Annotated in this window: 11 protein-coding genes and 1 tRNA gene; 10 read left to right on the forward strand and 2 right to left on the reverse strand. The window is 58.8% G+C overall.

The annotated features are described in order from the left end of the window. The 8 genes from H0T81_RS02950 to H0T81_RS02985 all read left to right on the forward strand — a co-directional run bounded on the left by H0T81_RS02950 (window position 1) and on the right by H0T81_RS02985 (window position 8,821). Window positions 1–86, forward strand: a tRNA-Tyr gene (locus H0T81_RS02950). Between the two features lie 196 nt (window positions 87–282). After that, window positions 283–1,512, forward strand: a complete 1,230-nt coding sequence (locus tag H0T81_RS02955) for a site-specific integrase (RefSeq protein WP_294009583.1) — start codon at window positions 283–285, stop codon at window positions 1,510–1,512. Further along, a complete protein-coding gene (locus tag H0T81_RS02960; RefSeq protein ID WP_294009585.1) occupies window positions 1,509–2,105 on the forward strand; it encodes a hypothetical protein in 597 nt (198 codons plus the stop codon). Before H0T81_RS02955 ends, H0T81_RS02960 begins: the two co-directional genes overlap by 4 nt. A 103-nt stretch (window positions 2,106–2,208) precedes the next feature. Next, window positions 2,209–2,394 carry a hypothetical protein gene (locus H0T81_RS02965; protein ID WP_294009587.1) on the forward strand — a complete coding sequence of 62 codons (186 nt, stop codon included), beginning with the start codon at window positions 2,209–2,211 and terminating at the stop codon, window positions 2,392–2,394. 3 nt (window positions 2,395–2,397) lie between these two features. Then, the gene (locus tag H0T81_RS02970) at window positions 2,398–2,880 is read left to right on the forward strand and encodes a hypothetical protein (RefSeq protein ID WP_294009589.1); all 483 of its coding nucleotides are present in this window, start codon (window positions 2,398–2,400) and stop codon (window positions 2,878–2,880) included. After that, a complete protein-coding gene (locus H0T81_RS02975; protein WP_294009592.1) occupies window positions 2,819–5,155 on the forward strand; it encodes a DUF5906 domain-containing protein in 2,337 nt (778 codons plus the stop codon). Before H0T81_RS02970 ends, H0T81_RS02975 begins: the two co-directional genes overlap by 62 nt. 1,621 nt (window positions 5,156–6,776) lie before the next feature. After that, on the forward strand, window positions 6,777–7,112 hold the full coding sequence (locus tag H0T81_RS02980) for a hypothetical protein (RefSeq protein WP_294009595.1): 336 nt from the start codon (window positions 6,777–6,779) through the stop codon (window positions 7,110–7,112). A gap of 1,511 nt (window positions 7,113–8,623) precedes the next feature. After that, a complete protein-coding gene (locus H0T81_RS02985) occupies window positions 8,624–8,821 on the forward strand; it encodes a hypothetical protein (protein ID WP_294009598.1) in 198 nt (65 codons plus the stop codon). Between the two features lie 52 nt (window positions 8,822–8,873). Here the strand turns inward: H0T81_RS02985 and H0T81_RS02990 are convergent, their stop codons facing one another. Continuing rightward, window positions 8,874–9,764, reverse strand: coding sequence for a hypothetical protein (locus H0T81_RS02990; protein WP_294009601.1), 891 nt, complete (start codon window positions 9,762–9,764; stop codon window positions 8,874–8,876). 15 nt (window positions 9,765–9,779) lie between these two features. Continuing rightward, window positions 9,780–10,652 carry a hypothetical protein gene (locus H0T81_RS02995; protein WP_294009604.1) on the reverse strand — a complete coding sequence of 291 codons (873 nt, stop codon included), beginning with the start codon at window positions 10,650–10,652 and terminating at the stop codon, window positions 9,780–9,782. A 196-nt stretch (window positions 10,653–10,848) separates the two neighbouring features. Here H0T81_RS02995 and H0T81_RS03000 point away from each other — a divergent pair, with 196 nt between their 5' ends. Then, window positions 10,849–11,547: an ion transporter gene (locus H0T81_RS03000; RefSeq protein WP_294009605.1), complete on the forward strand. Its 699-nt coding sequence runs from the start codon at window positions 10,849–10,851 to the stop codon at window positions 11,545–11,547. A gap of 152 nt (window positions 11,548–11,699) precedes the next feature. Then, the gene (locus H0T81_RS03005) at window positions 11,700–12,035 is read left to right on the forward strand and encodes a hypothetical protein (protein ID WP_294009607.1); all 336 of its coding nucleotides are present in this window, start codon (window positions 11,700–11,702) and stop codon (window positions 12,033–12,035) included. Window positions 12,036–12,413 lie beyond the last annotated feature (378 nt).

Here is a 12,413-nt window from a genome sequence, read left to right on the forward strand (position 1 = left end):
GGAGAGGTGGCCGAGTGGTTAAAGGCAGCAGACTGTAAATCTGCCCGCGCAAGCGTACGCTGGTTCGAATCCAGCCCTCTCCACCACAACCCTTCCCGTGGTGCCACGTCAATAACCGTAGAAATCCCGGAAAGCACCGGCTATTCTTGCCGTGCAGGGTCGCTTGCGCCCGGCACTTCCCGCCTGTAACCGGGTCGGAAAGTGGGGGAAGTGTGGGGGAGGATCGTCTTCCCCCCACACTCTAACCCCCAAATCTGGGGCAAAAAAGTGACGGAGAAGAACATGGGCAAGCTCACGGCGTTGGCGGTAAAGGCGGCACTACCGATTCCCGGCACCTATCAGGACGGCGATGGGTTATTCCTGAAAGTGGATAAACGCGGCGGCGCGTCCTGGACCTTGAGAGTCCAACGCGACCGCAAGCGCCAGGACATCGGGCTTGGGTCTGCCCGCCTGCTAACGCTGGCGGATGCCCGCGATAAGGCAAACGCACTTCGCAAGGCGATCAAGGTACAGCGGCGCGACCTGCTCGCGGAAAAGAAGGATGAAGCTGCAGCCAAAGTGACATTTCGCGACGCCGCGCGCCAATATCACACCGAGAATAAGGCGGGCTGGAAAAGCTCCATTTATGCCCGCCAATGGCTCGCAAGCTTGGAGAACTATGCCTTCCCCCAGTTAGGCAGTGTGTCGACCGATGGCGTCATGGCGTCCGACATAATCACCGTGCTGACGCCGATTTGGCAGGAAATTCCCGAAACCGCGCGTCAGGTGCGCAATCGAATTTGCGCGGTGCTGGACTATGCGCACGCAAAGGGCTGGCGTTCGACCGAAGCCCCTTCGGGCAATGGGAGCCTGAAGGCGGGGCGCGGCCTCCCTCGGCAGGTGAAAGACCGAGTGAACCGCAAAGCTATGCCGGACAGCGCTGTGCCGAGCTTCCTCGCCGCGTTGCGCCGGAAACCTTCTTACGGACGGCTCGCGCTGGAATTCCTGGTCCTAACAGGGGTGCGCAGCCAAGAGGTGCGGCTCGCAACTTGGGACGAGATCGATCTGGAAGGTCGCCTGTGGACAATACCAGTGGCGCACATGAAGCGGAGCAAGGCGCATATGGTACCCTTGTCGGACGCCGCACTGGCGGTGCTCGCCAAAGCGGCAGCCTTGAAGCTTGCGGGTACCGATCAAGTATTCCCCGGTGCAGGTGGCGGCCCAATGTCCGACATGACGCTTTTGAAGGTGCTGCGCGACATGAGCGAGCCGTACCACGTCCACGGCTTCCGTAGCGCCCTGACGGACTGGGCGGCGAACGAGGGCTATCCAGATGCCGTGGTCGAAGCTGCTTTGGCGCACAAGACGCCGGACGCCGTGCAAGCCGCATATCGCCGGACAACGTATCTCGGCTCACTGGGCCAGCCTGGCCAGCGTGTGAAGCTCATGGCGGAATGGGGGCGCTATTGCACCAGCGAGGCCAATGACTGCACGGCGGTCGTGCCGTTCAGAAAGGCCAAGGGGGGCAAATGAGCGAGCATTGGATTAGCGCTATTGAAGCGTGGACGGTGGTGTGGCCCGCAAAGAAGCCAACGGGGGGACCAAATTCAATAATCAACCGGGCTGGTTCCGGCGCAGTTAAGGCGAAGGCATCCTTGCTCCAAAAGTCTTGGCCGGGAGGGGAAACCAAGGACCATGACTGCCCAATACCCGAAGACTTCTGGCGAGGGCGGGCGATGATCCCTGACTGGGATCACGGAGATTTCTCGGCGCGGGTTCAATGGAATGAACAAGAGCAGGATTGGAAAGCGATTGGCGTCACGTTCGAACGTTCGGGTATCGACGCGATGGTGGCGCAAATCCCGAGCACCTCTGGATCGCTCCAACCTGTTGCAACCGAGGGTCGTTCGAAGCGTGGCCGACCCGTCGCGGACGACTGGGAAGCTGTGATCATCGAATTGGCTCGCCAACTGTACGCAGGTGAACTGCAGCCAAAAAGATTAGCGGACATTGAAAAGGCGATTGTCGAATATCTTGCGGCTGAAGATGTCACCAAGTCTGAAAGCACAATTAGGGAGCACGCACGCCCCTTCTGGACAATGTACGAAAAGGAGGCCGGGAAATAGGTTTCCGACCCTTCTAGGCCTTTATCGTCTGACGTAGCGCTGTCTATTTGCTTGAACACGTCACGGCCCGCGCAAGTCGCGCTGACCATGATGGAGTTCCGCAATGGAAGCGTTGCTGTGCAGCAAAGAAGCGGCTGGTCGGGCGCTTGGCCTTGGCTCGACGAAGACGGACGAACTGATCGCAGAAGGCGTTCTGGAAACCGTCCGTATCGGCAGGCGGCGGCTCGTGAAGATTTCCAGCGTCAAGCGGCTCGCTGGCATCGAAGACGATCAGCAGGCGGAGATGTAAGCCATGACCTCGCCGACCAAGCTCGGACCTATGACGCACGGATCCCTGACCTGGATCGATGCGCTGATGGCTGCTGATCAGCGCGCCGGGTGGCCCGCCGATGATGTCACCACGGGACGTTGGAGCGTCTCTGCAGTAGCGAGCAGCAAAGATTTTATGGTGCTGCACGAATCGGGCAGCGGGGACAGCATGGGTGGCGACGATACCACCTATTCCGCGCGGGTCGTGGCCGCTGCCATCGACCGGTGGTCCGCACCGTCTGTGGGTGTAGAGTCACCGCCAGAGTTTTTCGCGGCCCTGAGATATGATGCCGTGGCCGCCGAACTGAACGCCGAAGAGGCGCGGGTTGAGGCCGTCCGGTGCCGCGGCCTTTACGACAACATGCGCGCACGGGGAAAAGTCGCCGAAGCCGAAGCCGTGCAACGTGGGTGGAACTGGGCCCACTCGCCTTCACTTAAAACCGGGGCGGCAGACCTTGGCGACTAGTTCTCCCACTGGCACCGGTGGCTTTGCCGCGGAGTATGTCCGGCATGGATTTGCACTGTGCGCGATCCCACTCGGCCGCAAAGGCCCGATCATGACAGGCTGGAACCTGCCCGAGAAAGCCATCACAGATACTGTTGTGGCATCGAAGTTAACGGAAAACGTAGGGCTGCTACACGCCTCGTGCGGCACGATGGCGCTGGACGTGGACGATGATGTGCAAGCGCGGGAGTGGTTGCTGGCACGGGGTGTGAGCCCGCGCGAGATTATTTCGTCACGCGATCATGTGGGGATCACCTCCGGGCGCAAGGGACGAGGCAAGCTGATCTATCGCTTGCCTGATGACGTCGGGCCTATTCAGACCTTGCAGGTCAAGGGGGTTGCTGGCGGTGTTATCCTCGAGTTTCGATGTGCCGATGCGGGCGGCAATTCCGTTCAGGACGTGTTGCCGCCTTCGATCCACCCTGACACGGGCCAGCCTTATCGCTGGGGCGGCCCGGGAGACTGGCGCAATCCCCCTGTGATTCCGCACGCACTGCTCAATGTGTGGCGGGATGAGCTTGCGCGCAAGTTCAAGGGAAATCTGCCCCCGCCGCCCCAACTCCAGTCTATCAACCAGTGCGCAGACCTGCACACCGACACCCCTGAAAATCGTGCGGAGCTTGCTCGACTCTTGCTAGCCACCGTGGGCGGGCAGCGCGTGTTCGATCCTCATGCCGGGCACGATGGTTGGCTACGGGACTTGTGGAGCATTGCGGCACTTGGCCCCTGGGCCAAAGATGCGGCTCGGGAATGGAGCAAGGAAGGTGGCACGTTCGATCCTCAAAAATTTGAGGAGGATTGGGCCAGCTTCGATCCGTCCCGCGCGGGAGGGATTACCGAGGCGACGTTTTTTGCCAAGCTGCGAGATGCTGGGGTGCAGCATAGCCTAGTGAAGCGGGCCGGGTCGCTCTCTGGCATTGTGCCTGTATCGCCCGTGCCGGTGCCTACCGCGGTTCTCCCGGCGCTAGCAGGCATAATGTCCTTGCCGCGCCAGCTTTCGGGGGCGCCCGCGGTTCAGGAGATAAACAAGCATTTTGGCTTCGCCCATGATTGGGGTGGCAAGTCTACGCATTTCCGGGTTGATGGTGCAGGACGCGTCCATCCAAGCTCGCCCCAGGAAGTAAAGGAGGCTCTGGCTAGCCGCTCGATCGCAAACGCGGACGGGCGCCGCAGGCCAGCCTATCCGATCTGGAATAGCAGCCCTGATCGGCGCGAAGTGGCGGAAGTCCGCTTCGATCCCGCTGGCAGTGTGACCACGGCCTCTGGCCAACCAATGCTCAATCTATGGCGCGGGTTTAGTCGGGACGCGCGGCGGGGAAGGTGCAAGCGGATGCTGCGGCACCTGCGTGACGTGGTTTGCAGCCGCAACGGGGAGCATTTCCGGTACTTGCTCGCGTGGATGGCGCATCTTGTTCAGCGACCTTGGGAAGCGCCTGGCGTGGTTGTCGTACTTCGCAGCCCTGCCGAAGGATCTGGCAAGTCGTTGGTTGGGGTCTGGCTAGCCGAGATGCTCGGCGACCATGCGTTGGTGATGGCCGAGCCGACACAGTTGCTGGGCAGGTTCAACGCTCACCTTGAAACGCGCTGCTTGGTGGTCCTGAACGAATTGCATTGGGCTGGCGACAAGGACGCGGCGTCGAAGTTCAAATCCATCGTCACCGATCCCTACCTGACCGTCGAGCGCAAGCACGGGGGGGTCTATTCGGTCCCGAACATCTTGCACATCATGGCGGCAACAAACGCGAAATGGGCAGTCCCAGCAGGCCATGGCGCTCGCCGCTGGTTCGTGTTGGACGTGGGTCACACGCGGATGGGCGACCATGCCTATTTCAATGCGCTGTACCGGGAGGCGGACAACGGCGGCATCGAGGCACTGATGTATATTCTTCAGCGCTTCAAGCTGGATGGCCTGAACCTTCGCGCGTTTCCCGTCACCGAGGCACTACGCGAGCAACAGGAGCTGAGCCTGCCGTTGGAAGCCCAGTGGGCGCTCGACCTCGCTGACCGTGGTTGCTTGTGGTTCAATGGGACTGTTGAGTCCCGGCAACTCTACGATGATTACACGGGCTATGCACAAGCTCGGCGTGTTCGACCCGTCTCCTCGAACGCCTTAGGGCGCTACCTGACGCGGCTTGAATTGCCGTTAGATCACGCCAGTACGGGTGGACGGCGTGCCATGCCGTCCGCCGATGCCTTCGCGATGACGGTCCGCAAGGACGCCGGGGTCTATGCGTGACTTGGGGCGGAGCGGTGACGGATTCCGGCTATGTTACGTCACCCTTGCGAGTGGCGGTTTTCAGCCATTTATACTGTGGTTTCAGGTGGTGACGGATTCGCCGGCGCCTTTCTTGTTAGTCAGGCCGCCCGGCGTCGGCGGTACGCTGGCCGCGCTGGTGTCTTTGAATTCTATTATCTTAGAACAATACATCATTGCGTCACGTGTCGGCAGGAAAGCCAGGATTCCTGCGGCTTTTACTGGTGACGCAATCCTGGGGAATGCGTCACGATTGCTTCACCATGCGTCACTGGTCTGCGTAGTCACCGCCAATCACAACAGGAGCGATGCTCGATGAGCGCGTATATCAAGCAACTAAACGCCAGCGTGGAAGCTGACGCCGCACGACGTGCCGAACAGGGCGCGTTGGCGTGCCAGGAGGTTCGCGAGCGGTTGAGCCCGCTCGAGGACCGCTTGAGGCGTCTCATGGGGACTATACCAGAACAACTACAGCGGGATGGACTCTCTCTGTCGGCGTTGCAGTCGTCGCTGCGAGGCCGATGGCGGGGTAACTGTCATCCGGGCGAATTAGGCGCTGCACTTCGCAAGCTGGGCTTTGCGCGCAAGCGGCAGTGGAACGGCAACAGCGGGTTCAAAGCGCTATGGTATCGGAACGTCTATTAGCACTATTGCCTCATCGACCCACGGGCACGAATTCGCCTGTCCGAGTATTTGTAACACCATTCGGTCCAGCCGGAGCATAGTAGGTGCCGTTACGGCTGCTGACGTAACCCTGGCCAGCGCGAGGAAAGTACTCGCCTGTGGCGGGGTTTATTGCGCCATTATTAGAAATCTCTGTGCGGGGCATCGTACGATAGGCTGAGCCCTCGCGCGCTGTTGAATAACTTCTGGATGTGTCTTCGTCGTCCAGTACGCTGAACCTGTCGGCCCGTGATCTGCGCGTTTCTGACGGACTGAACCGCCTTGGTTGTTGCAACACTGGATCCATGGTCGGGGCGCTGTATGGCATGCGCCTTCCGTAGGACGCAGCAGCTGAGGGACCTGAGCCGTATCCCTGTGCATTCCCGTTTAGCATGCTGCTGATCTCGGCAAGAACCTCCGCCTGGTCCATGCTCAAGCCAGCACCTTGCTGCCTCTGCACCTCGAGCGCCATCTGCTGGAAGGTCGGAGCACCGACCACCGGTCCATTCCCGTTTAGTCTGCTGCTGATCACGGCAAGTTCCCGCATCTGGTCTAGGCTCAAGCCAACACCGCCCTGCGCCGCTTGGACCTGAAGTACCATCTCCCGGAAGGTCGGAGCATCGCCTGTTGCCGAACGCGCTTCGACAGCAGCTTCCGAACTTATGATGCCGGCATTCTCGCTGTGGGAGGTTCGCAGGGCGTCAGCCGCTTCCGCTTGAGGGCTATTAGATGCGGCCATGACAGGCAGCAATGCGAGGCCAATCGCCACGCCTGCAGCGAAGCCTCCAACTACCAGTCGCTTATCGATCATAAACCGCCCCCGCAGCTGAGTCGCTTTCACATTATCAGTTGGGCACTCACGTGTCATTGAGTGACAAAACCGTCTCGGCCCGAGGCTGCCTCAGGCAATCACATCAGGAGTGATGTGGTTTATTCAATGATGAACAGGAAGGAGAATCATTTCATGCTACTGGGTGAGCCGGTCGAAATCCGCAGCCGCGACTACTGGGTGAAGGTGGTTGAAATGCTCCAGCAAAACTGGGCTTTGGTGGATGACCGTACCGATGACGTGCGCGTGTGGTTCATTCATGATTGCTCGGGCGTCTTCGACCACCTCGATTTTCCTGAGCGAGAACTGGCGGAAAGCGCGCTGCGGCAGAACGGCTTCGAGCCGTCCAGGCAAGAGCCTAGTTGGCGGCGAACTCCGAAGCCGCCCTTCATCATGGACCCGCACCCGAACGGGCCCATTTACTCCAGCGGACGATATTGGCGGTGAACTGGTTGATGGGCTAGATTCTGAACCAAGGTGCTGAGCGTTCCTACGGCTAATGCGTGGGCCCTGGCATGGCACCTAGTGCCACTTCGGTCCGTTGTTCTAGCAGGAGGATGTCGAGCACCGCGCAAACGCTTGTAAGGCGGGCATCTTATAGCGCTCCCGGGCGCAGGTGGCTTCTAATCGCACATTGTAGGATTCGCGCGACCATCCCAGTCGGTTTGGCAGCCTGCCTGCGACTCAGTCAGCAACCCAAGTGCGGCCTCACGACATAGATGTATCTGCGCTTCTGCATCGATGTTTGCGAAAGAGCGGTCGATACATTTCTCATAAGCCAATTTTTCAGCGTTGCTTAAGCCGGCTAGAGCTGCGGGCGTCATAAGCTGCTCTGTCCGGCGGGCGCGATGGTCTTCGCATCCAAAAATCGCAAAGAGTGCAACTCCACCAACGCAACGGACCGTTATCCTCAAGCCCATTTTTTGCTCCATTACGTGTCAGACTGCACTATCTTGAAGCACGACGGATAGCTGCCGCTCACTGGCCCTTCTTAGCGCATCGGGAGAGCCGCAAGCGGTCACAGCGAAGAACGCCGCCATAGCTACAGACCCGCGCGTGGCTAACATTGGTGCTTCCCCCAATAACGCGGCCAACGAACTGCGCCGCCAGCAAGGATGACGGCACACGAAAGATCACCCACGCCGGGAGACGTGCACCAAGCAGCGGTTCTAGACCCGCCTGCGGAGCCCTCTGAGAGGCAACGCAGGGCGGCTGCTCGAACGCGGACGTGGCCGGTTGATGAGATGCCCTTTGGGCCGCCGAGAAGTCGTATGAGGCGATCTCGGGCTTCCACGGCGTTCACTGAGGGACAGGGCTGGTTATTGCGGCAGCTGCCATCCATTTCTCGGGCAGCGACACCGGCGATGCGGATCTTGGGACCCTCTGCGCACCAAATCGGACCGTCGCCGTCCCAGACGGCAGTGGGCGTGCAGGTGAATGTTGTTCCAACCGGCACTATCGAGTTTGGCGCTGCCGCGACGTAGGTAGTGGCCGCGAAAAGCCTAAACGACCCGGACAGAGCGATCGCGGGCAGCACCCAAGCAATCGCCAGGCCCGCGAGGAAGCGCATTTAGTGGCGATCTATCCGTTGCAGGCGCAGCCCTTCCCCTTGTGGCATTCCTTATCACGGGAAATGCAGCTGTCCCCGCACGCCTTGCCCTTACTGCAAACCTTGCAGCAACTCGCGTAGCCCGTTTCAGCCCATGCCGGTGCCGCGCAGGTGATGGCCGCGGGACCGATTGCGACCGATGCAGCCGCGACTAACAACGAGATGATTTTCATTCGCTCATACTCCCCCTGGTGCCGAGCCCCTATAGAGACTGTGTCACCGGCGCGCTGCGACTCACTCCCCCCGGAGCGACCAGTCGTCACAATGGTATGATCTCATTGAATTGCAATTATATAACGGGTCATACGCCACCGGTCAGGATGACGGCAGACCAGTCGAAGGTGCCCAAATGAAGCCTGAACCAATTGTCGCAACGTGGGAGCTGTGGAATGTCGCCAAAATGCTAATAGCGGTGCGCGGCCCTGGTGCGGAAGACCATGCTGCCGCGAAACTCGCCGACGCACAGGCGCGTCAGCATGAGGGCGACGAAATCGTTTGGCAGGGTGTGATCACGCAGCTGGCCCGGATCCGTGCCGGCGATGATTGACCTGAGTTGCGTTCCGGGCTGTTTGATTCGCCGCGCTCAGCAAACCTAGACACTAGCGTAGCTCCTGAATGGTTCGCTGAGCCATAACCGTCGCCACCCGGTCATCGCCCTGCCAGACGAAGAGCAGAGGCTTGCCGCTTCCCTTGAATATCCTGAGACCGTCGGTGAAGGGGTCGAAGCGCACGATATTGGACAGCGGCACCGAAATCGATTTTTTTGGACTGATCCAGAGTAGCCTCTGGTTGGTCATGCAGAGTGCACCAGCGCCGAAAGAATGCTGGTACTCTTCTGTCTGTCTCGATGGCGCAAAAGAGCCAAGCCGGTACGAGACACCCTTCATAATAGGAATTCGCACTGTGGGTCCGTGATAGTTGACACGGACTGTTCGCGAGCGATCTTCGAACGCCTCCGCGGACACCACGTAAACGCAGAACTCGCCGCGCTTCAGTAGGACCGGCGCGTCGACCTGTTCGAGAGACCCGTGATGGGCGCGATAGACCTTTCTGCCCTCATCGATAGCAACTTTGGTGTTCGGGGAGAGCACCGATTGGCCGATCATGGCCATGAATTCACCTAGTCTTCGATCTTCAGTCGGATCTACCTGGCCATCTTCGAGGATCTCAAGAACGAGCGCCGTGAAATGATCTGACACTGCCTGTTCCAGAAGCCTCTTGGCTGCATCTGGCGGACAGCCCAGTCCGATTACGTCGTCGTAAATCAGCTGGCTGGGAACTTGGCCTGCATTTACCCCATCAGTAACGCGTTGCCGGACAACGCCGGCCAGCACGCTTTCGAAGAGCTCTTGCGTTCGTTCTTCACTGAGAGCGCTACGAGCCGCTATTTCCGAGATGTTGGGCGAAACTTTGTCCCGAATTGCAGCTTCAATAGCGGCATTGGCAGCTTCGCGATCGGCACGACGAAGAAGGCGCTGCAGCCACTGCACGTAATTCGCCGCTAATCAGCCAGCTGTCGGTTGGGCGGCTTCGGCAGAATTTGCGCCGGTGAAGCCGCACTGGTTCTGCTCCATCGCAATCTGCTTCGTAATACGGACTGCGTTTTCGGAATAAGCCTGTGTCACGGAGCCCTGATTTACGTTCTTGCCGCGCAGCGGACTGACATTGTCACAGAGATGGAAGACGAGTGGGTGGTCAGACTTTTTCGCCCCTGCCGCTGGAGCAATCCAGTACACGACATCCCGACCGAGTGGGTTGTCTGCGTTCTTCGTCGCTTCAGCGACCGTCTCAGAGTCCCTCGCGATATCCTGCGCCTGAGCGGCGACTTCCGGTGAACATGCGGTGGTGGGCTCATTGGCTTTGATCTGGGCCGCGCAAGTGTTCATATCCTGAGTGTACTGCTCGACCGAGGGCGGGTCGAAGCTCACGCCGATCAGCGTCGCAAGTGCAGCCAGGACGACGCCAACCCCGCCGGCAATCTTCTTATTTTTCGGATCCATGTCCTTGTCCATGAAGATCAGGACAATCAGTGGAAGGAAAGCGATCAGGGTGACGATCGCACCTAGCTGGTTCTGGAAAAAGAACTTTGCCTTGTCAGACTTGCGGGCCGGGTCGTGTTTGTTGGCCGCCTTCCACATCAAGCTGCCGGCAATCGCGAAGATTGCGATACCGACCAAGATGCCAATCAGCAGTGGGAGGTTTCCTTCGTCAAACTTGTTTTGGTAGAGCAAGACGATCCCAGTGACCTCACCGCCGATGGCAATGAGCCATGAGAGCCCGGCGAAAATTCGAAGGCGTTTGGCGGTGGCTTCTTGGCCCTGCGTTGCGCGCCAATCTTTGGTGACGTCGGACTCTGAGGCTGGCTTGTTATCGGACATACTTCGATCCCCTACTCTCGGCAGTTCTGCACGACACACGTCGAACGGGCAACCTGAAAGCTTGCCAGCTCCTGTCGCGGGTACTTAGGTGCATGGTCTAAAACATCCGGAGATAAGCGCCATGCCGCGACAGTCCCTGCGCAAAGCGCTCGCACTGCAGCTGGACCCCGAATTGCGTAGTGAACCGGGTCTATCCTTGACCAACAAATTACTAATGGCGCTTATCATCATAGCGGCAACGGCTGCGATCATTGAGACTGAAACCGCGATTTCGAGAGGGTACGACCTTCAATTTAGATTATTCGAGATCTGTGTCGGCGTAGCGTTCGTTATAGAATACCTCGCACGACTTTGGATCGTGCCAGAGAGCCCCCAATACGCAGAAAAATCTTGGCCACGCGTGCGCTATGCTGTCTCATTTGCCGCTGTTGTTGACCTCCTAGCGATTATCCCAATCGTCGCAGCTTTTGGCGGCGGCGGAAGTGTGGTCTTACGGTTCCTACGCCTTCTTAGGATAATTAGATTGGCCAAGCTCGGCAGGATGTCCCGGGCTTGGAACGACATCGTTACCGCCATTCATTCCCGGCGCCACGAATTGCTCCTGACGTTTGGGTTGGCGACCATTCTAATGCTGATTTCTAGCACCTTGCTGTATTGGGCTGAGGGAGACCTCCAGCCGGACAAGTTTGGAAGTATTCCGCGAAGCTTCTGGTGGGCAGTGGTTACACTCACTACTGTCGGCTACGGCGACGTGTATCCGATCACCGCCTTGGGCAAATTCTTATCAGGTTTGGTCGCTGTCGCTGGCATCGGCCTGATCGCAATGCCCACCGGAATTCTAGCGTCAGCTTTCAGTGATGTCGTGCAGGCTCGTAAGCGCGCCAAAGCACCGTAGCAATCGGGCAACGGAGGGCTCCCCTGCAAGCTCGTAGACGCAGCACAGTAGTCAGATGCCACGAACAGGCAAATCGAGGCAGCGAAGCCGGCAGCGCAAGCCACGATGGCCGAGGCCTCGGCAGGCATTTCAATCGATCAGCATCGGGCCAAATGGCGCGTCAAGATGCAGTGGTGGCGCACTATATCTCGCGCCTCAAGGGTGCTTTGGAACTCGCGCGATCAGAACTGATTATCTCAGCGAGGCATGCGAATTTGGACGCCAATTCCATGCTGCTTGGCGTCGGCAACGGTGTTGACCTGAAATCCGACGCGTTGATCGCCACCCGCCCAGACACTCATCACGCGGTACTAGTGCGGCTAACTTTGACAGGCCGGCCAAATGCGCGCGTTGGCTTAAACCTCCAAAAAACTTTCCAAAAATTTGCCAAAAAATCTACCCAGGACCCTGAACGCTCCTACCCGCATGCAGAAGACGAACCCCCTTGAGGGAGGCACTCGAGCCAAAGAATTCTTTCTTGGCCTGCTTCCGCTCGCCAGCAACGGCATTCATACGTCGGCTGCGTAACGCTCAATTACCAATGATCGTGTGCTGCCTACAGACTTCGAAGCGGCGGAATCGCCAAACGCGGTCACCCCTCCCCTCAAAAGTGTGGGGGAAAATGTGGGGGAAAAACGACAATAGAGGATATGTCTTATAGAAAACAGCGGCTTGAATAGAAAGTTCGATACAAGCCCTCCCACCAGCCTTAGAATTTTAACTCTCCGTTCACCGAAATACAAAAAACTTAACATCGGTTATGGATATGATGGCGGTCCCGGCCGTTTTCATCTAAGCCACTGCTGACTCGGGCGAAAAACCGAGCC

Origin of the sequence: Sphingomonas sp., from assembly GCF_013812825.1 — a bacterium.
Lineage (GTDB): Bacteria > Pseudomonadota > Alphaproteobacteria > Sphingomonadales > Sphingomonadaceae > Sphingomicrobium.

Coding starts and splice junctions, on each gene's coding strand:
- H0T81_RS02955 (WP_294009583.1), top strand. CDS start 283: ATGGGCAAGCTCACGGCGTTGGCGGTAAAGGCGGCACTACCGATTCCC.
- H0T81_RS02960 (WP_294009585.1), top strand. CDS start 1,509: ATGAGCGAGCATTGGATTAGCGCTATTGAAGCGTGGACGGTGGTGTGG.
- H0T81_RS02965 (WP_294009587.1), top strand. CDS start 2,209: ATGGAAGCGTTGCTGTGCAGCAAAGAAGCGGCTGGTCGGGCGCTTGGC.
- H0T81_RS02970 (WP_294009589.1), top strand. CDS start 2,398: ATGACCTCGCCGACCAAGCTCGGACCTATGACGCACGGATCCCTGACC.
- H0T81_RS02980 (WP_294009595.1), top strand. CDS start 6,777: ATGAACAGGAAGGAGAATCATTTCATGCTACTGGGTGAGCCGGTCGAA.
- H0T81_RS02985 (WP_294009598.1), top strand. CDS start 8,624: ATGAAGCCTGAACCAATTGTCGCAACGTGGGAGCTGTGGAATGTCGCC.
- H0T81_RS02995 (WP_294009604.1), bottom strand. CDS start 10,652: ATGTCCGATAACAAGCCAGCCTCAGAGTCCGACGTCACCAAAGATTGG.
- H0T81_RS03005 (WP_294009607.1), top strand. CDS start 11,700: ATGGCGCGTCAAGATGCAGTGGTGGCGCACTATATCTCGCGCCTCAAG.